Source organism: Trinickia sp. (assembly GCF_051953955.1).
In the GTDB taxonomy this organism is placed as follows: domain Bacteria; phylum Pseudomonadota; class Gammaproteobacteria; order Burkholderiales; family Burkholderiaceae; genus Trinickia.
The window spans coordinates 65,713-84,954 of sequence record NZ_JBQCIF010000026.1; the positions used below are offsets into that span (position 1 = coordinate 65,713).

The window sequence follows — 19,242 nt, forward strand, 5'->3', positions numbered from 1 at the left end:
CCCGGTCACGCCGAAAACGAGCACACCCGCTTCCCCCTCTTCGTAAGGTCTATGACTCGCTACACCATTTCCTTGGCCAGTTCCGCGGACGATGCCCAACTTCGCGAACGGATGGCGCGCGACCGGATCGAAGGCGCCGCGGCGATCAGCTTGCGGCGCGAGCCGTCGTATTTCGCCGGATCGCGTTTGTACGGCGCACCCGTGCAAGTCATCGTCGGGCGCGACGCATCGACGGGCCGCATCGTTGCCACGGGCTGTCGCTCGGTCGCGACTGCCCACCTCGACGGAAAACCTCAGCGCGTGGCCTACCTGTCGGATCTGCGCATCGACCCGGAGCACCGCAACGGCTTTTTGCTCGCGCGCGTATATCGCTACTTGAGAACGCTGCACGAAGCCGATCCGCTGCCCTGCCATACGTTGATCTACGAAGACAATCAAAAGGCGCTGGGCAGCCTCGTCGGCGGACGCGCCGGTCTGCCGCGCTATGTGCCGCGCGCTCGCCTGATCGCGCGCGGGATCAGGCTCGGGCGCCAACGAGCCGAACGGTCATTGCCCGGAATCGAGCTGCGTCGCGCGACCGCCGACGAGCTCGACGAAATCGTGTACTTCGTCAATGCGCGCCGTGCAGCTCACCCATGGTCGGCAGCGCTGGATCGGGCCGATTTCAGCCCGGGCGGCCGATGCGATACGCTGCGAGCCGAGGACTTTTTCGTGGCACGGCGACACGGGCGCATCTGCGCCACGGTCGCCGCCTGGGACCAGGGCCGGCTGCGGCAAGCGCATATCGAGCGGTACGCGCGCGTCACGCAACTGCTTAGGGTCCCTTATAACATCCTCGCCTCGGTGCGCGGCCTGCCCAAACTCCCGGCTCTCGGTGAGCCGCTGCCCTATCTTTATCTGGCGTTCATCGCGGTGCAAGACGACGATGCTCCGCTGTGCGCCGCGCTGTTGCGCCATGTCTCCAACGAATTGTCCAGCGGAAGATGGCTCTACGCGCTCGCCACGCTGCATGAGGACGATCCGCTGCTGCCACAGTTTTTGGCGTATCCGGGAACGACCTCCGTGGTGAGGCTCTTCGAAGTGGATTTCTCGCAAAACGGCGAATGCGTGAACGCGAACGCGGACACGCCTTCGCGGCAGCGGGCAAACGTCGAATTCGCGCTCGCTTGATCCGCTGCCCCAGCGTGCGATTCGGATGCTCGCACATCGCAATCGATTTCGCTGGGGGGCAAAACGTTTCGCGGTGCGCGAATCGTCCAAAATGCACGCCGGACTAGCATGCGAGCACCCCTTCGCCCATGCCTCGTCCCGCCATGAAACCTGCATCGAGCAACATCCCATCGGTCCCCCAGGACGGCACCCATGCGGCCCCCGCAACCCACGCGCCGGATGCATCGCACGCCAAGTCCGCCGCGCCCGACGCGCAGGCAGCGGGCGCTTCACGCTCATCGCGAGGGACCGTGCGGGGGCGGCTGGCGCAGCTGCTCAATATCAAGAAGGTGCAGCACGAACCGGCCGTCAGCGTCGCGCAGTGGAACGAAGCGGCGACGCTCGAGATTTGCGAGCGTTGGGCCGAAAGCCAGCGTGTGCAGCCGTCGATCGTCGGCCTCTCGCGGTTGATGGCGCTGAACTTCGAACGAGCACGGCCCGACGCGATCCCGCCCGAGCTCGAACATCAGCGGCTCTTGCCCAAAGGCTCCGGCGAAGACGCCTACTATCAAGAGATGATCGCGACGTTCCTGAAGACGGTCGGGCTCGACGATACGGATGCGGTCATCGATAGCTTCAAGAAGGCCGGCACCGGCAGCTTGCATCGCCAGCACACGACGGCCGCCTCCGTTGCCAGCGGTGCATTCAGCGTCGCGCAATTGGCGGCGTCCGCGAACCTGCCCGCCAAAACGGCGCTGTCCGCGGTGCAGGCACTCATGACGGGTCTCACGACCGAGCTCGGTTTCAAGTCGGCCGACCTTCGGTTCCGCAACTCGGGAACGGAGGAGGTCATGCCGCTCGGCAAGGCCGACGCATCGCCGAGCGCGAAAACCGGGCCGAACGTCATGCAGGCAGCCACTCGGGTTGCATGGGACCTCGGCAAGGCGCGCCAAGCCGTCCGGAAAATGGAGCGTGCGCAGGCCGACCTCGACGATGCGCACGCGCGCCTGTCGAACCCGGGCGCCACCGAGCAGCAGCGACAAAAAGCCGAGAAGGACCTACACACGGCCGGCCAGGCGCTGTCGATCGCCTATGCGCGCTTTTGCATGCGTGCGCAATTGAAATCCGATTACAAGACCGCCTCCGAAAGCGCAAAGATCGAATACCGCGGCAATCAGCGCGCACTCGGCGTCAGCGTGGCAACAGGCGCGGCGAGCATGACGGCGACGGTTCTCGGCATTCTCACGCCCGTCGTCGTGTCGGCGACGGTAACCGCCGGGGCCACGGCGGCCGCCGTCGCATTGGCCGCCACGCTCTATGTCGGCTATCAACTGAGCGCCGGGCCGAGCAAAGACGGCGAAGCGAAGGCCAAGCGCGCCGTCGTCGCCCTGGCCAAGTCGCTCGACCTGCTGGCTGGCAACGCCGCCAAGCAGCAATCGGAGCGCGGCGCGGCGTATCGAACCTACATCGCGGAAAAACGGGTGATCGGCAAGCCCGAAGTGCGCAAGCAAGCGAAGGCAAAGCTCCTCGCGACGCTCGATGAAATCGCAAGCCGCGACACCGTGAAGGACGACCTCGATCCGGTCAAGAATTGGACGGATTATGCGGCGCTTCGAGGACAAATAGCGAACGCCGGCGCCGACGACACCGCGGTGAAGGCACTCGAAGAGACATTCGCGGAAAGCCACGCGAGCCAGTTCAAAACCTCGACGATCTCCAGCGGATGGAAAACGCCGGAGCGCATGCGATTCGACAGCATGGGACGGCTGTTGCTCGGGAAGGTCACCGAATCGCTCGTTTCGCTGCACGACTTCAAAGCGCAACCGGCGCACACCGGCACGCGCGACCCCAGGCTCGCCGCTGCCAGGCGCGCCCAAACTCAGGGCAAGTATTCGGAAGTCAAAGCCAGCCTGCGCGATTGGCTTCACTTCGAACTCGCGCAATCGCGCATGAAAGCGGCGCTTGCCGAGAAGGATCCTCTGCAAGCGCGCGCCACCTTGCAAACGGCCGCGCAAGCGCTGGCGGCGATCGAAAATCACGATGCGCGCGATCTGTTCAGCACCGATGCCCGCAAACAGGTGGAGGCGACCAAGCTCGCCAAAGCCAGCACGATCGGCGAACGCGAACGCTACACGATGACGAACGCAGGCCCGACGGCGTTGGCCGGTGTCGTCAACGCGTTCGGCGCGACGGCTGGCCTCGCGCTCAACATCGATAAGGACATCGCAGCCAGTCAAGGCATTCATCCGCAGGCCAAGTTCGGCGATCAGAACGACGCCCGCCTGCTCGTGCAGGGCAGCGCACCCGTGACGGCGCCGTATTCCGCCGCCGAGCGCGCGCGCTTTCAGAAGACGGGCATGAGCAAGCTGGTGAATACGCTCGAGCGCGAAGGCGGCCCGGTCGTCCTGAAGGCCGAACTGCCGGCCCCGAATGCGATGCTGATCAACTTGAGCGACCGGCACAGCGATGCGGCGCTCGACAAGCTGATCGCCGCAATCGAAGCGAGCAACGATATCCCGGATGAAATCGCCATTTCGATCGGCGGCGCAAAACTCGCCTCGGCGAAGCTCAGCGGCACGACGGGGCACTACGATTGGCGCTACCGCAATGCGCCGTTCGCGACGAAGGCAAAGTTCGTGGCGAGCCAAGCGAAGATGTTCGCCGACAGCGTTCGCGTTTCCGTGGCGAGCCCGGTCGCGCAGACCGTCGCACAGATTCCGCTGGCGACGACGCGCCGCGCCGTCGATCGCGGCAACCAAATGAGCGCCGGTGTGCGCGAGCGTCTGACGGACCTTGCCACGCGGCAGAGCACGAATGACGAGACGCCACCGGCCGTGCCCGTGCAAAGCGAGTCGACATCGCAAACGCACGAACCCGCGAACGCCGACACGCCTGCCATCGCGCCGGAGCATGAGGCAGATCATGCCGATACGCCTGCCACCGCGGAAACAGCGGAAACGACCGAGCCGATGCGCGCCGATGCGCCGTCCGCCCCGCAAACGCATGAGGTGGCTCATGCCGATGCGCCGTCCACGCCGCAAACGCCGCAAACGCACGAGGCGGCACGCGTCGATGCGCCGGTGACGCCAACGCGCGATCCGCGCGTGGCGGCGCTCGCTTTGGCCGACATTCCCGAGCTTGGGCAGAGCGGCCGCAGTGCCCAAGGTGCCACGCCGGCGGCGCGGCCCGAGGCCGCATTCCGCCCTCGGCCGGTGCAGGTCACGCCGGCCGCCTCGGAACCCGAGGCAAATCGCGCGCTCCAAGACCAGCGCAGCATGATGATGGGGGCAGGTCGCGACGAAACGCTGCAATGGTTCGCGCAGCGCGGCATCGGCGCTGCCTACAACAGCGGCCACGGGATGGACTGCCTGATCATCTCGCTACTGCAGCATGCAACGGGCCGCTACGATACCCAATCCGAGCCGGAACTGGCCGCACGCGCGGCGGGCTATCGAGCTCGATTGGCGCAGACGTACCCCGAGATCGAGCAAGGCGATCGCATGCTTTACGACGACGAGCCGGCCATCGAAGCCTTGATTCGCGCGATCAATCAGGACCATCAGGTCGACATGAACGTTCAGCTGGTCACGCCGAGCGCCGATGGTCCGGTGCGCTTCCAGCCCTCGGCGCTGGGTAGCGAACCCGTCGGCGTGGTCATGTTCGGCAATCACTTCCAAGCCGTGCACCTCTTGCAAGAGGAAACGCCGCAGGCTCGCTCGGCTTCCGCGCCAGCCCCGAATGAAGCGTCGGCCGCGGCCCCGCCGGTTTCCGCACGCGATGCGCACGGCGACGACATGCAAGCCGAGCAAGACGGACAGGCCCAGGACGTCAAGGCAGCAAAAGAATCCACCGAAGCAGCCGAAGCAAAGACCGCACCGATCCCCCGCGATGGAACGGCAACGCAAGCGGCGTCACCTTCGAAGGAAACGCCCGGAGCACAGCCGCCACGACGCAGTTCGCAAAGCGTCACCAAACGCATTAGGAATTGGTTCGCGGGAGCGGCCGGCAAGCAGGCCGTGCAACGGCCGAGCGGTGCACCTCAACGCGCTGCCGAACGCGCCGCGGGCTTGGGGAATACCGACGATCAAGCAGTGCGTCCGCCCCGACGTAGTGCGCAACGCGCCGCCGAACGCGTAGGTGACGGGTTGGAGGCAACCGACGATCACGTAGTGCAGCCGCCCAAGCGCAATCCTCAGCGCGCCGCCAAACGCGTGGAGAATTGGTTGGAGGCGACCGACGGCCATGTGGTACAGCCGCCCAAACGCAATCCGCAACGCGCCGCCAAACGCGTGGAGGAATGGTTGGAGGCGACCGCCGACCATACAGTGCGACCGCCCCGGCGCAATGCGCAGCGCGCCGCCGAGCGCGGGGAGAACGGATTGGAGGCGACCGAGGACCACGCAGTGCGACCGCCCCGGCGCAATCCCCGGCGCGCGCAAGCGGCCGTCGAGAATTGGTTGGAGGACACCGTCGAGCACGCGGTGCGCCCGCCCAGACGCAACCCTCAGCGCACTCAAGAGCGCGTCGGGGAGTGGTTGAATGCGCTTCCGGAAGAACTCGAGCCCGTGAGCCGGCCCGTGACGCTCGGCGAAGTGTTGGAGCTCGACAAGAAGAGATGACGCCCGCCGTCGGCAAGCCTCGGCGAGTTCGATCGTTCGGAGACGCCGGCGGCAAATTGCGCCGCCGGCGTTGCCGCCTCGCCTCGTGCCTAGTCGAGCACGAACGCGCTGACCACGCGGCTCAGGTTCGCCGCCTGTTCCTTCAATGCCTGCGCGGCCGCCGCGCTCTCTTCCACGAGTTGGGCATTCTCTTGCGTGGCATGATCCATCTGCATGATCGCCCGGCTGACCTGTTCGATGCCGTCGCTCTGCTCCTGGCTCGACGTGCTGATTTCGGCGACGAGCTCGGCAACGTGCTTGATGCTCGTGACGACCGACTGAATGATCTGACCGGCCTCTTCCACGCGCTTTCCGCCGGCGCCGACCTGATCGACGGAGTCGCCGATCAGCGCCTTGATCTCGTGCGCGGCCACTGCGCTGCGCTGCGCCAACGCGCGCACCTCGCTCGCCACGACGGCGAACCCGCGCCCGTGCTCGCCCGCACGCGCTGCCTCGACGGCCGCGTTGAGCGCCAGAATGTTCGTTTGGAACGCGATGCCGTCGATCACGCCGATGATGTCGACGATCTTCTGCGACGAAACGTGGATGGCGTTCATCGTATCGACGACCTGCGCGACGGCGTCGCCACCCGATGCCGCGATCGTCGACGCCTTCGAGGCCAACTCGTTCGCTTCGCGCGCGTTCTCGGCATTGTGCTTGATGCTGCTCGTGAACTGCTCCATCGCCGCCGCGCTTTGCTCGAGCGAAGACGCCTGCTGCTCGGTGCGTGCGGACAAATTCACGTTGCCGGTGGCAACCTGCAGCGACGCGCTCGCGATCGTATTCGTGCCGCTGCGCACGTTTCCGACGATGTCGTGCAAGCGATGGATCATTTCGCCGAGCGCGGCCAGCAAACGGCCTGCCTCATCCCGCGATTCGACCTCCGGGTGGTCCCTCAATTCGCCGCGCGCCACGGCTTCGGCAAGCAGCACCGCGCGGCCGATCGGCGCCGTGATCGTCCGCGTGATGAATATGCCGGCGGCGACGGCCAGCGCCGCGGCGATCGAACCGATCAAGATCAGTTGGATCGTCGTGCTGCGCGCGTCGTCGCCTGCCCGTTTGACGTCCTCGCTCATCTCCTGCGCCAGGTGGCCCACCATGCGGTCCACCTGAGCGTAGTACAGGTCCTGCTTGTTCGACATGTTGCCCTGATAGAGATCGCGCGCCTCTTGCTGTTTCTGATCGCGAAGGAACTCGAAGAACTGCTTGACCGTCGCGCCGTAGGCCTTGCGCGCCTCGATCTGCTCCTTGTAGATCGCCTTCTCGTCATCGTCCTGCAACGACTTCTCGAGTTGCGCGTAAGCCTGCGTGTTCGCCGTTCGAAGCCCGGCGTATTGGTCCATCAGCTGCTGCGCCCGCTCGGGAGATGCACCGAGCGCGAGCGCGGCAACGATGCCGTTGGCCTTGTAGCCCACGCTCTTGATCTGATTGCTGAGTGCGATGACCGAATAGCGCTCCTTGACGAGCGCATCCATCTTCGCGTTCGCCTCTTGCAGCCGTAGAACCCCGATGAAGATGGTCGCCATCATCAGCGCGACGACCGTTGCGAAGGCCAAACCCAGCCGCACGCCGATCCGCAGATCAGAAATTTTCATGTCAAATCTCGATAGAAAACGTTTACAACTACTGACGAAACACGACCCGACGCGTTGGCGCTCCGCCCGAGCGCCAACGCACAGTCCCTCTCTCACACTGCCGGCGAACGAACGACGCTGGCGCCGAACCGGAGGCAGCGACCCTGCGAAATCCGACGACGCCCCCAACAGGGGGCGTTCAGTGGTAAACGACATTCCTCAGATGAGTCTGCAGCGATAAGCACGTAATCATTTAAGGAATTACGGGTAGGGATATCCTGACCGCTACACCGGCTCATCGTTCGCAGTCCGATTTCGATGCCGATCCTCTCCGGCAGCGGGCTGCGAGAAACGCGCAGCTCGCTATGCTTCGCCGAGGTCGAGCGCCTGGGCATGCACGCGCTGCTGCGCCTGCGCATGGCGCTGCATCGATGCATGCGCACCGGACGGCGTGGCATCGCGGCACACGCAAACGAAACGGCAGCGAGCCGGCAGGATCGATTCGATCGGCTCGCGCACGAAGTGCCAAGCGCCATGGTTCTTCTCTTCTTCTTGCGCCCAGACGATCGTCGTGCAGTTGGGGTAGCGCGCGAACACCGCGCTCAGCGCTTGCGTCGGAAACGGATAAAGCTGCTCCACGCGCAACAGCGCCCTCGCGCCGGCACCCTGTCGCGCTCGCTCGGCATGCAGTTCGTAAAAGAGCTTGCCGGCGCACAGAACTATGCGTGTCACGCGTTCGCGAGCGGCTTCGTCGGACATATCCGGATCGTCGAGCACGGGTGCGAAGCCCCCTGTGACGAACGCCGTCAAGGACGCGTGCGAATCGGTGCGGCCGTATAGCTCCGTCTTCGGCGACATGACGATCAACGGACGCGGCGGACAGGCAAAGGCCTGCCCGCGCAGCAAGTGAAACCACTGGGACGACGTGGAAGGCATGACCACGCGCAGGTTGTCCCCGGCGCACAGTTGCAGGAAGCGCGCGAGATAACCGCTCGAATGCTCGGGCCCGACGCCTTCGTGGCCATGCGGCAGCAGCATCGTCAGGGCCGACCGGTAGCCCCATTTGTACTCGCCCGAAGCGATGTACTGATCGATGAACACTTGCGCGCCGTTCGCGAAATCGCCGAACTGTGCCTCCCAAATCGGCAACCGTGCTTGCGACTGCACGCTATAGCCATACTCGAAGCCGAGCACGGCCTCTTCGGTGAGCGGCGAATCGACGATATCGAATGGCCCCTGCCGCGCCGACACGTGACGCAGCGGAACGTAAGACACTGCGCCGAGCTGCTCCGGCGACTGCGAATGCCAGAGCGCATGACGATGCAAGAACGTGCCGCGCCCGACGTCCATTCCGGAAATGCGGATGCCGCGCCCGTCGTCGAGCACCGTGGCATAGGCCAGGTTTTCGGCGAAGCACCAATCGATCGCGCGAGCGTCATCGCGCAGCGCCTTGCGCCAACCGTCGAGCCGAGTCTCGAGCCAATCATGCAGTTTCATATGCGCCGGCACGTTCGTGAGGGCCGTACCGAGCGCTCGCAATCGCTCGACGGACATCGGCTCACGCGGCATCCGCGATGGCTCGTTGGCTGTCCGTGCGCTCTCGCCATCGAGGCAGATCGCGGCATCGGGCGAACGCGCGGCGGCGAGCGCATCGGCCAGCAGCACGTCGAGCGGCACGGGCTCGGCGATCTTCGCGTGATAGCGATGCGTGACACGCGGGTGCCGAGCCACGGCCGCGTGCAAGGCCGGCTGCGCGATCGACGGAATGTCGTGCTCGGAGTGCCCGAGGCGCCGATAACCGACGAGGTCGATCACGATGTCCGCGCCGTGCGCCATGCGATAGTCGACGGCGATCGCGGCGGCACGAAGAACGGCCTCGGGATCGTCGGCATTCACGCGCAACACGGGCGCATCGACGATGCGCGCCACGTCCGTACAGTAGGTGCCCTCATGCGGAGACATCCGGTTCGGCGTCGTGAAGCCGACCTGGTTGTTGACGATGACGTGAACGGCCCCACCCACGGCATAGCCGGGCTTACGCGTGAGGTTCAGCGTTTCGGCGACGACGCCCTGCCCCGCGAATGCCGCGTCGCCATGCACGATCAGCGGCATGCAGAGCGTATCGGGATCATCGTCCTGATACGCGCGCGTCATGCCGCACACGACGGGGTAGACGCTTTGCAAGTGCGAGGGGTTGTGAGCGAGCGTGATCGCGACGTCGCGATCTGCGACGCGCTTGCGGGCCGATGTGCCGAGATGATAGGCGAGGTCGCGCTGCGCGGCGGCAACGTCGGACCGTCCGTCGAGGCGCACGAGCATCGCTAGATGATCCATGCCCATGACGTTGACGAGCACGTTGAGACGACCGCGATGCGGCATGCCGATGAAGATGTGTTCGATGCCATGACGCGCGCCCGTTTCAATCAGCGCGTCGAGCATGGGAACGAGGCTTTCGCATCCCTCGAGCGAGAACCGTTTCGCGTGCGGCAGCGCTTGCGCGACGCGATGCTCCCAAGCCTCGGTGTCGATGAGCCGCCGTAGCAGCGCACGGCGCGCGTCCTTGCCGAGCGGCGACGCGTCGCGATCGGCCTCGATGCGCGTCTCGAGCCAGCGGCGGCGCGCATCGTTGCGCACGCCGCTGCAATCGAGCGACAGCGTGCCGCAATAGACATGAAGCAGTCGCTGCATCAAAACCGCCGCCGTCGGCACGTCGGGAAAATCGTCGCGGCGCGGTTCTAAGACGTGCTGTGGGGTGAGCCCGTGAAATTCCAGCGTCAATTCGGGAACGTGCACCGGCAAGGCGAGCTCGAGCGGGTCGGCGCACGCGCGGCGATAGCCGTGCTTGCGATAGGCATCGATGAGCGCCTGGAGCCGAGCCTGCAGCGGCAAGGCATTCACGACAGCGTTCTGCGACGAAACGGCCTGCAGTGCGACGGCAGGGGCGACATCCACCGCGAAGACATTGTCAGTCATATCGAGCAAGTATCCAGAAGAGATCGTTCAATGAAATCGGCACATCGAGCCCACGCGCAGCAAACGTTTGCGCGGCGTGCCGCCGTCTCTCTCCTCTCTCATCGTGCTCGAAAAGGCCCTCGAACGCGTGTCTCCTTCAGCGGAGCTGCTATTTTTTTGCGGCCATCGACCGGTCATGCAGGGTGTCGCAAAACGTGCAACGTGCGATGCCACACATCTGCAATGCCAGCGAGGGCGCTCTTGGTGTAAACGGAAGCTTGGGGCGATTCTTGATGTAAGGACTTCCTGAAAAGTCCATCAGAATGCGTGTCGCCGCGCCGGTTTTCCCGGCGCGGGAATTGACGGAAAGCGCCCGTGGAATCGAGTCCCCGGACGCATTCGTTCGGAACGAGAAGGCAACGACGGAATCAGCCGTTGCTTGCCCCACCCTCCTCGGTGACATGCGGGTTAGGGTTTGGATTCGCGGCCGCCGACGTGCTCGAACGCCGATCCTCCACCGCCCGCACGGCGCCTGCAGCTTGCCAAGTACCGCCGATGGCCTTGTACCCGAGGCCCGCCACGACGGCGGGTGCGCCGTTCGTCAGCAATCCGTTCAGCCATGGCGGCGCCTGCAGCTTGGCGGCAATCAATCCCAATGCGTTGCCCAGCGAAATGTTCGAGTTGATAGCAGCCGTGCGAGCGATCGTGTGATCGGCCAGGCGCCCATAGTCCGTGCCCGTGATCGCCGGGGCGTACCGCTGCTTCGTCCCCGCTTCGTTCGCCTCTTGCTGCGTCAAGTTGATCCAGTCGGATGTCTCGAGCAGCGTATTGATGGTGGCCTTGACCGCCGATGAATGGGCGATGGTGCCGAGTGCCTGCCCCGTGGAGAGCGGCGAGGGATGCGCCATGAGCGTCTTTTGCGCGTCCTTGTCGCCGAACACGGCCGCCAGTTTCGTCCGGGCCTCGCCCAACCCGGCGGGAACGGCCCCATAGGCGTAGTTCGCCACGAAATTTGCCTTGCCGTAAAACTCGCCGGACACATCCATGTGCGCGCCGCTGACTCCACCGTTCGTCTCGGCCTCGGGATTGACCATGCGGAACGACGCTTGGATCGCATCGCGTGCCACGGAGTAAGCCGCCACCTTCAACTCGGTCGCCAACACCTGCGCGGGCAGCAGCGGCTGGCCGGCGCTCGGCCCGAGCGCGCTCATCGCCACGTTCGTGACGACGCTTGCGGTCGCCAGCGTCGTCACCGCGTCGGAGTAGCTGCGCTGCTCCTTCATCTTGGCTTGCTTCTCTTCAGGCGCCAATGCTTCCCATTGCGCCGCGCTCAGGTTGTGAAAACCTCGCGCGGCCGCTTCCGGGTTGCGCTGCTCGCGATATTGGCGCAAGCGATGCAGCCCGAGCGCCGTCACGCCCGACGTCACTTGCATCGCGGTCAACGCCTCGTGCGGCAGTTGGCGCAGCACCGCGACGAGCGCCTCGTAGGCCATTTCACGCGCGAACGTCGTCACGCCGACAGCCGCGGTTTGGTGGATCAAGTGGCCGGCCGCGGCGCCGATCAACTGCGGTTCGACGCCCATGACGCTGAGCCCCGAAACCGCACTCGTCGCCGCTTGCGCCGTGTGCCGAGCGCCGGCAACGACCACGCGGCTTCCCGCCTCCATGCCGGCCGCGACACCGCCGGCCACCGCGCCGGCGGCCGCCGTTGCGCCGCTCTTGGCCTTGGCAAGGCCGCTCGCGGCGGCGCCTCTTACCCGGCCGCCGGCTTGCTGCAGCGTAGCCGCAACCGCTCTCCAACTTCCGCCCGCTTGCGCCTGCGGATAGTCGATCTCGAGCGCCGTCCCGTGAAAGGGCGTATGAGTCGCGCCCCGCGCCATCGAGGGCAGCCTGGACGCGTCGATGCGCGCGGAAGATGGCCCCACGTACAAGCTGCTCGTGACGCTTTCATTATCTTCGTCGATTTCGTCGTCGGCCCGGCCGGCGACGACGACGGCGCGCAACGCGGCCGCATTGCTGCGAGCGCTCAATCCGCCCAATCGCGAATCGGTCGAGCGCCTCGACGGTTCGCCCTCGGTGTGCGCGACAGGCTGTTGCCGCGACGCGCTTTCATCTACGTGAGCGTCGTGTCGCGCGCCAGCGGTGCCCGACGTGCTCGCAATACCTTTGTTGAACATGACATTAACCCCGATGAGAAACTGCCGGACTCATGAATGAACGACCGGTCCGGCTCGATCGCGAGCGCAAGCGAGCGTCAGGCAGCACGCACCGCTTGCATGTCGGCCGCGAGCGCGGCGAAATTGCGCAGCCAGTGCGCTAGCGCGACCGGCTTGCGCGGCTCGAGATCCCATCGGCAAAGCAACTGGGGGCCGCTCGGGCCCGCCGCGAAACTCACGCCCGCGGTCAACAGCAATGGTGCGTTTGCCTTGAGCAGATGAAGGCGGCGCTCGGGGCTGGCGGCCCAGCCGGGATCGAGCAGCGCGCCGACGATCAGCGCGGACTCATCGGGCGAGCACGCGAGCAGCAAGCGCTGAGACCCGAGCAGGATGCGGCCCGTGCGAGCCGCCTCGCGTGCGACGTCGGGCGCGGCGCCGAGCACGAGCATGACTTCGGCGACGAGAACGAGCACGTCCCGAGGTGCGTCGAACTCCTGCCACTGGGTGTCGACGGGCGCCGTGGCGCGCGTCTCGTGCGCAGCTTGCGCATCAATGGCTTTCATTGTGCGATCCCCGCGGAAGCGTGCTTGGCCAGCGCGCCCTCGCGCACGGTGGAGCAAAGACCCAACATGCCTTCGAGCACGGCGCGCAAGCATGCCGGCGTCTGCATCGAATCGCTCACGTTCATGAGCAGGCTGGCCGCGCCGTCGTCTTCGAGCGCAAAGCCCCATTCGCCCGCGATCATGGCCCCCTCGTTGGCCACGAGCAGCGCGTCGTGCCAAGCCGAAGGCTCGAGCTCGGGCGGGCAAGGCACCGTCGCGCTCGCGATCAATTTGCGCGGATAGTCCGATCCGCTGTCCGCATGCAGCGCGAACTCCATGTCGTCGAGGCGCAAGCGCCCCGAGCCGGCGAATTGCCGAGCGGTTTCTTCTCCTAATCCGATCATGCGTGCCAGCTCTGTCAAGAGCGCCGCATCGTCGCGACGTGCGGGCCGTCGCACCTCCTGTCCGTCCTGCCCGGCGTTGACCATATCCATGTCTATCCCCAAACGGTTGCGTAAGCGACGCCGGCTTGATGTTTGCCGACGCGAAACGAGTCTAGGCGCGCCATGCGGGGCCCTGGCGACGGCCGGCGAAATGCATGGCGCGACAACGAAAGAAAACCGTTTCCACTGGGGAATACGAGCAAGACGGGCCCGCTCGGGTGCTGCAAGGAATTCCCTACACCCAAACCAACACTTTCCTACCTGAAGTTTGGGCATCTCCTGATCGGAAGCGACCGCTCACCCAAGTAGCATTGATTCTGGAAGGGCTGTCGACAGCGGGCGCGACACCGAACCCGCTCGGGCGCAGTGCGATTGAAAGGGAGCTAGGGGAAATGAGTACTTCGTGCCTCGATCGCGATCTTGCAGGCCTGCCTGAGGCTTCGCTGCCATTTCGGCAATGGATGATCGCGTGGTATCTCTACGCGGTGGCCGACGGCCAAATCGAAACGACGTATAACCTGGACACGGCCACGGCCGAACGGCTCGAAGGCTACTTCGCGACCGGCCTCACACCGGTCGAGGGAGTAGGCGCCCTATTCGGCGCCTTGCATTGAATGGCTGAACCGCGGCGGCGCTCAATGCGCCGCGAGCCCGTGGCGAATGGAATAGCGAATCAGCTCGGCGTTGTTGCTCAAGCCGAGCTTCTGCATGAGGCGCCGCTTGTGCGTGCTGATCGTCTTCGCGCTCAGCGCGAAGGTATCGGCGATGTCGTTGATGCTGCGGCCGCTCGCCAGTGCGCGCAGCACCTCGAACTCGCGATCCGATAGGATCTCGTGCGGCGGCACGTCGCTCGAATGACGCTCGAAAACGACGGCGTCGACGAGCTTCGGATCGATGAACCGCCCGCCCTCGGCGAGCTTGCGGATCGCGGCCAGCAATACCTCGGGATCGCTGTCTTTCGTGACGTAGCCCGCGGCGCCGGCACGCAACGCACGCGAGACGACTTGCGCCTCGTTGTGGATGCTCAGAATGAGGATCGGCATCTCCGGATATTCGCCATGCACGCGGCGAATGAGGTCGACGCCGCTGATACCCGGCATCGTCATGTCGAGCATCAGCAAGTGGACTTCCGTGCTCCTCAGCTTGCCGAGCACATCGGCCCCGCTCACCGCCTCGTCCACCACGGCGATATCCGTGGCCGTCGCCACGATCTGCTTCAACCCGCTGCGCACCACCGCGTGGTCATCCGCGATGAGAATCTTGATCATGTTCGCTTCCATCTCTAGCAGGAATACAAATTGAAATCACCGTCCCGCAACCGGGCGCGCTGTCGATCTGCAGCGAGGCGCCGATCAGGCGCGCGCGCTCGCTGATGCCGAGCAGCCCGTATGAATCGCGCTTGCCTGCCGCCGCCGGCTCGAAACCGCAGCCGTTATCGCTCACGTTCAGCCGCAGCGTATCTTCCGTGCATATGACGGTAACGTGCACACGCGTCGCCTCGGCGTGACGCGCCACGTTGGTCAGCGACTCCTGAACGACACGGAATACGGCCGTCGCGTGCGAATCGTCGAGGACGGGCTCGCACCCGTTCGCGAGAAGCTGGCACGAGATCCCCGTGCGCTTCGTGAAATCCTCGGCAAGCCACTCGAGCGCCGATAGGAGACCGAAATTGAGGGCTGCGGGGCGCAGATGATTGGCAACGTTGCGCACCATGAGAATCGTCAGTTCGACCAACTCTCGCATGTCCGCCACTTTCTTCAGCAACGCAGGCGCATCGCTCAACCGCATTTTCAGCAATGATACGTCCATCTTCAGAGCCGTCAGCAATTGCCCGAGCTCGTCATGGATTTCGAGCGCGATCCGTTTGCGCTCCTCCTCTCGGATCGCTTCCATGTGCGCGCTGAGCTGGCGCGACTGCTCACGCGATTCGAGCAAGACCCCCTCGATCCGCTGCCGCACCTCGATCTCAGCCCGCAGATCGTCGTTGGCGCGAGCGAGCTCGCTCGTGCGCTCCGTCACGCGTAGCTCCAACTCGTCGCGGATGCGGGACAGCTCGCGCTCGGCTTCTTGCCGTACGCGGACTTCCTGTTGCAACTGCTGGTTTTGCATGACGAGCGTCTCTTGCATTTCGCGCATCGTCAGATGCACGTTCATGCGAGCGACGACTTCGTCGATACGCACCGGCTTCGTGACGTAATCGACACCGCCGACGCGAAACCCTTCGACCATTTCGTTCACACCGTCCGCCACGGTCATGAAAATGACGGGAATGTCCCGCGTTTGCGCATCGCTCTTCAACAGCCGACACGTCTCGAATCCGTTCACGCCCGGCATGTTGACGTCGAGCAGAATCAGATCGGGCAGGCTGTAGCGCGCGCGCTCGATCGCTTCCGCGCCGTCCAGCGCGATCAGCACGCGAAAGCCGCGGTCGGCGAGCGTGTCGACGACCAAGCCGAGATTTGCGGGCGTATCGTCGACGATCAGCACCGTTGCGGTGCGAGGCGGATACTCGGTGGGGTATTCCGGGAGCCGTTTCATGCCGATGGCGCCTCTTCGAGATGGCGCTCGACGAACGTGAGCAACGCCTTCGATTGATAGGTCCGCGCCAGCGCATGCAGCGTCGATGCGAAAGCTGTGTAGCTCATGTCGGCCGAGGCGATTTCCTCGGCCCAGCGGCGTACGCCGCGCATGTCGCCCATTCGTGCCAGCAGGTGCAAATCGCGCATGCGCTGGGCGGGCGGCACCCGCAAACGCAGTTGCGAGAGGCGCTCAGGCGTCAACGGCAGCTCGTCCGGCTCTCCCGCATAGATCCACTTCAATCCGAGCAGCGAAGCGATGGCCGCTTGCAGCCGCCCGAATTCCACGGGTTTGAGGAGGAACGCATTTGCGCCTGCCCGGAACGTCTTGTCGAGGTCGCTTTCCGACGCGCTCGCCGACAACGCGACGATCGGAATGTCGACGTACTCGGGCAACTCGCGCAGACGACGGATGAACTCGAGACCGCTCATGCCCGGCATGACCACGTCGGAAAGCACGATCGACACATCGGATCGCGCCAATTGCTCGAGTGCATCTTCGGCGGTTGCAGCCTTCACGACTGCAAAGCCGAGCGTGCTCAGCCAATCCGCGATGACTGCCCGGTTCACTTCCGCATCGTCCACGACGAGCACCGTGTGCCTGCGGCCGAGATAGCCCGTCGCGTTTCGCTCGCACCGCAATGCACGAGCGTCGCCCGCCGCTTCGGCCGCGGGCAATTCGAAGCAAAATACGCTGCCCTTGTCCACGGTGCTGTGCGCGACGATATCGGTCCCCATGGCTCGCACGAACTGCCGGCTGATGGCAAGGCCCAGGCCGATGCCGCCGTCGTTGCCGCCGGGACGCCGCGCCTGCTCGTAGGGCAGAAAAATCCGTTCCAGACAATCCTCGGCGATGCCGATGCCCGTATCGGCCACCTCGAATCGCGCACCGCCCGACGCGGCCCGGCTCACGCGCATCACGACAGTGCCCGCCGCCGTGAACTTCACGGCGTTGGTCAGCAGATTCGCCAGCACCTGACGCAGCCTGCGCTCGTCCGCCCGCACGCCCGTGGGTGCATCGGGCGCGATTTGCGTGACGAACGCGAGCCCCTTGTCCGCAGCCTTGATCGCGATGACTTCACTGACGGCGCCGATCGTTTCCGCCACGGGAACGTCGCCGATCTCGATTCTCATGCGCCCGGCTTCGATCATCGCGAAGTCGAGCACGTCGCGAATCAACGCGAGCAGTTGCTCCCCGCAGTGCATGATCACGGCGACGGCGTCGCGCTGCGCGACCCGCAGCGAACCGTCGCGCTGAAGAATCTGCGCGTAGCCCAAGATCCCGTTGAGCGGCGTGCGCAGTTCGTGGCTCATGCTGGCGAGAAACGCGCTCTTCGCACTATTCGCCGCTTCGGCCGCGCGCCGCGCTTCACGCTCCGCCGCGGCTTGCCGCTCCTCCACGTATGCACGATGCGCCCGCGTGCTCATTGCGTTGAACGCTTGCACGAGGCGGTCGAACTCGTCGGGCGCGGTGCGCGCGTTGCGGTCGAGCACGAGCGGCAGCGGCGGTTCTCGGTAGTCGTAGCTGCCGACGGCCTGCGCCACGGCGCCCAGATGCCGCGTCACCAGCCGGTTCAACAACCAGCTGATGAATAGCGCGATCAGGAACGTGTTCGTTGCCTGGCCCACGAGAATCAACACTGCCGTCCCCGCCACGTCGGCGAGCACGCGGTCCAGCGTGGCGACGACGTGCAGTGTGCCGATCACGCGATCGCTGCCGCGGACGCGGCGCACGATCGAGAAATCGCGTGCAATGGCCGATCCCTGCACCGGCGATTCGCCCGCCGACACGACGAGCGGCTCGGCCCCGGCCTCGCGCACGCTGACCGCGCGGATATCGCGCAGGCTGAGCATATCGTTGAGCTCCGACTGCAGTTGCCGCTGATCGAGCCGCCAAAGCGCCTCGCCCAAGCCGTCGCGGTAGCTGCGCCCGACTTCCGAGAGCTTCGACTGCACGAGCTCGACGCCATGCAGATACTCGCGATAGAGCTGCACGCCCGCGAGCACGATGGTAAGCACGCAGCTGAACGCGAAGATGACGGCGAACAGCCGCACGCTCACGCTGCGGCGCAGGCGATCGATCGGGCTCCACTGGAAGAATGAGGCGCTGACGTCCATGTCCCTTTCATACGGGCATCGTTGGGCATACGGTATTGTGCACGCGTTGGAGCAAGCCCTGCGCGAGCGCAACGAGGAAAAGACGGCAAACAGCATTGGCAATTTGCTGATTATCTCGTCAGGAAATCCTTACGTCATCGGGACTTACTCGCGCGGCCCGCTTCGGCCATCGTTCGAGCGCAGTTCCATCCAATAACGGGCCGAAATGCGGCGGTCTTCGGCGGACAGATCGGGGTTGTCCAGCCAGATCACCGTCCGGTGATCGAGCTCGGCACGACTGAGCGCGGCTTGGATATAGGGATGCGAATCGAACAACCGCATGTACGAACCGTCGGCATAAGCCTTGGTCAGGCCCTGCTCGATCGCCTCGGCCAGGCGCTTGTTGCTCTTGTTCGTATAAAAGACGAAATCGGATCGGTAAGCCAGCAACAAATGATGCTCGACCACGAGATCGGGATTCGTCTCGTGCCTGGCTTCAAGTTCCGTGTAGGCCTCGATCACGCCGCGGGGGTAATAATCGATATGTCCGGCCTGCACCATTCGAAAAAGCGCATCGTAGGGCGCCGTATCGATGTGCAGTCCCGCACGGCGCAAAATGTCGGTATCGACCCATCCGATGCCTTGGCCGCCCGTCATCGCCCGCAACTGCTCCAGTGTGTCGATCTCGTCGAACTCGCTCTGGCGATCCCTGCGAATGACGAGCACGCGGTATCCGATCAGCCCGCGATGAATCGGGATCGGGATGGCATGCAGCCTCGCCTCGTCGGCGCGCGACATGCTCGACCAATGCAGGTTGATCGTGTTGCCTTCGGCCAATTCATGCAACGCGCGCCCGCGCTCCATGACGTCCTTCGAAGGCCGAATCGTGTACTGCGCGTGCACTTCGCGCATCGCCAAATCCAGCACGGCCTTGGCGAATGCGGCGCGCGGATCGTCGAATTCGGTGACGCGCGGATACACGATATCGAAGTGCACCGCCCAGGCAGGCAACGAATGCACGCAAAGCAGTCCCAGCAGCACCGCCATCATCGTTCGCCATCGGGCTCTCGCACCTGCCCTGCGGGGCGAACTGCA

12 protein-coding genes are annotated in these 19,242 nt (G+C 64.9%); 3 read left to right on the plus strand and 9 right to left on the minus strand.

Going from position 1 to position 19,242, the window contains the following annotated elements:
• Window positions 1-51 precede the first annotated feature (51 nt).
• Both ACTHNZ_RS05070 and ACTHNZ_RS05075 read left to right on the plus strand, forming a co-directional pair.
• Entirely contained in the window at window positions 52-1,170 is a 1,119-nt protein-coding gene (locus tag ACTHNZ_RS05070) for a hypothetical protein (protein ID WP_440541405.1), read from the plus strand.
• A 143-nt stretch (window positions 1,171-1,313) separates the two neighbouring features.
• Window positions 1,314-5,768 carry a type III effector protein gene (locus tag ACTHNZ_RS05075; RefSeq protein WP_440541406.1) on the plus strand — a complete coding sequence of 1,485 codons (4,455 nt, stop codon included), beginning with the start codon at window positions 1,314-1,316 and terminating at the stop codon, window positions 5,766-5,768.
• Window positions 5,769-5,857: 89 nt separating this feature from the next.
• Here the strand turns inward: ACTHNZ_RS05075 and ACTHNZ_RS05080 are convergent, their stop codons facing one another.
• The 5 genes from ACTHNZ_RS05080 to ACTHNZ_RS05100 all read right to left on the minus strand — a co-directional run bounded on the left by ACTHNZ_RS05080 (window position 5,858) and on the right by ACTHNZ_RS05100 (window position 13,525).
• On the minus strand, window positions 5,858-7,402 hold the full coding sequence (locus ACTHNZ_RS05080; RefSeq protein WP_440541407.1) for a methyl-accepting chemotaxis protein: 1,545 nt from the start codon (window positions 7,400-7,402) through the stop codon (window positions 5,858-5,860).
• 342 nt (window positions 7,403-7,744) lie between these two features.
• A complete protein-coding gene (locus tag ACTHNZ_RS05085; RefSeq protein WP_440541408.1) occupies window positions 7,745-10,354 on the minus strand; it encodes a 2-oxoglutarate dehydrogenase E1 component in 2,610 nt (869 codons plus the stop codon).
• Between the two features lie 407 nt (window positions 10,355-10,761).
• On the minus strand, window positions 10,762-12,510 hold the full coding sequence (locus tag ACTHNZ_RS05090) for a hypothetical protein (protein ID WP_440541409.1): 1,749 nt from the start codon (window positions 12,508-12,510) through the stop codon (window positions 10,762-10,764).
• Window positions 12,511-12,587: 77 nt separating this feature from the next.
• Window positions 12,588-13,052, minus strand: a complete 465-nt coding sequence (locus ACTHNZ_RS05095; protein WP_440541410.1) for a type III secretion system chaperone — start codon at window positions 13,050-13,052, stop codon at window positions 12,588-12,590.
• Entirely contained in the window at window positions 13,049-13,525 is a 477-nt protein-coding gene (locus ACTHNZ_RS05100) for a hypothetical protein (protein ID WP_440541411.1), read from the minus strand. The genes ACTHNZ_RS05095 and ACTHNZ_RS05100 overlap by 4 nt, the downstream gene beginning before the upstream one ends.
• Window positions 13,526-13,866: 341 nt before the next feature.
• Between ACTHNZ_RS05100 and ACTHNZ_RS05105 the strand changes: the two genes are divergently transcribed.
• The gene (locus tag ACTHNZ_RS05105; protein WP_440541412.1) at window positions 13,867-14,088 is read left to right on the plus strand and encodes a hypothetical protein; all 222 of its coding nucleotides are present in this window, start codon (window positions 13,867-13,869) and stop codon (window positions 14,086-14,088) included.
• A 21-nt stretch (window positions 14,089-14,109) separates the two neighbouring features.
• Here the strand turns inward: ACTHNZ_RS05105 and ACTHNZ_RS05110 are convergent, their stop codons facing one another.
• The 4 genes from ACTHNZ_RS05110 to ACTHNZ_RS05125 all read right to left on the minus strand — a co-directional run bounded on the left by ACTHNZ_RS05110 (window position 14,110) and on the right by ACTHNZ_RS05125 (window position 19,194).
• Window positions 14,110-14,742, minus strand: a complete 633-nt coding sequence (locus tag ACTHNZ_RS05110) for a response regulator (RefSeq protein WP_440541413.1) — start codon at window positions 14,740-14,742, stop codon at window positions 14,110-14,112.
• Window positions 14,717-16,012 carry a response regulator gene (locus ACTHNZ_RS05115; RefSeq protein ID WP_440541414.1) on the minus strand — a complete coding sequence of 432 codons (1,296 nt, stop codon included), beginning with the start codon at window positions 16,010-16,012 and terminating at the stop codon, window positions 14,717-14,719. Before ACTHNZ_RS05115 ends, ACTHNZ_RS05110 begins: the two co-directional genes overlap by 26 nt.
• A complete protein-coding gene (locus tag ACTHNZ_RS05120; RefSeq protein WP_440541415.1) occupies window positions 16,009-18,168 on the minus strand; it encodes a response regulator in 2,160 nt (719 codons plus the stop codon). Before ACTHNZ_RS05120 ends, ACTHNZ_RS05115 begins: the two co-directional genes overlap by 4 nt.
• A gap of 144 nt (window positions 18,169-18,312) precedes the next feature.
• On the minus strand, window positions 18,313-19,194 hold the full coding sequence (locus tag ACTHNZ_RS05125) for a substrate-binding periplasmic protein (RefSeq protein WP_440541492.1): 882 nt from the start codon (window positions 19,192-19,194) through the stop codon (window positions 18,313-18,315).
• Between the last annotated feature and the right edge of the window lie 48 nt (window positions 19,195-19,242).

Bases quoted from the DNA above. Each gene is read 5' to 3' on its own strand.
- ACTHNZ_RS05075 (WP_440541406.1), top strand. From the start codon at position 1,314: ATGAAACCTGCATCGAGCAACATCCCATCGGTCCCCCAGGACGGCACC.
- ACTHNZ_RS05120 (WP_440541415.1), bottom strand. From the start codon at position 18,168: ATGGACGTCAGCGCCTCATTCTTCCAGTGGAGCCCGATCGATCGCCTG.
- ACTHNZ_RS05100 (WP_440541411.1), bottom strand. From the start codon at position 13,525: ATGGATATGGTCAACGCCGGGCAGGACGGACAGGAGGTGCGACGGCCC.
- ACTHNZ_RS05110 (WP_440541413.1), bottom strand. From the start codon at position 14,742: ATGATCAAGATTCTCATCGCGGATGACCACGCGGTGGTGCGCAGCGGG.
- ACTHNZ_RS05105 (WP_440541412.1), top strand. From the start codon at position 13,867: ATGAGTACTTCGTGCCTCGATCGCGATCTTGCAGGCCTGCCTGAGGCT.
- ACTHNZ_RS05090 (WP_440541409.1), bottom strand. From the start codon at position 12,510: ATGTTCAACAAAGGTATTGCGAGCACGTCGGGCACCGCTGGCGCGCGA.
- ACTHNZ_RS05080 (WP_440541407.1), bottom strand. From the start codon at position 7,402: ATGAAAATTTCTGATCTGCGGATCGGCGTGCGGCTGGGTTTGGCCTTC.
- ACTHNZ_RS05070 (WP_440541405.1), top strand. From the start codon at position 52: ATGACTCGCTACACCATTTCCTTGGCCAGTTCCGCGGACGATGCCCAA.
- ACTHNZ_RS05095 (WP_440541410.1), bottom strand. From the start codon at position 13,052: ATGAAAGCCATTGATGCGCAAGCTGCGCACGAGACGCGCGCCACGGCG.
- ACTHNZ_RS05085 (WP_440541408.1), bottom strand. From the start codon at position 10,354: ATGACTGACAATGTCTTCGCGGTGGATGTCGCCCCTGCCGTCGCACTG.
- ACTHNZ_RS05125 (WP_440541492.1), bottom strand. From the start codon at position 19,194: ATGGCGGTGCTGCTGGGACTGCTTTGCGTGCATTCGTTGCCTGCCTGG.
- ACTHNZ_RS05115 (WP_440541414.1), bottom strand. From the start codon at position 16,012: ATGAAACGGCTCCCGGAATACCCCACCGAGTATCCGCCTCGCACCGCA.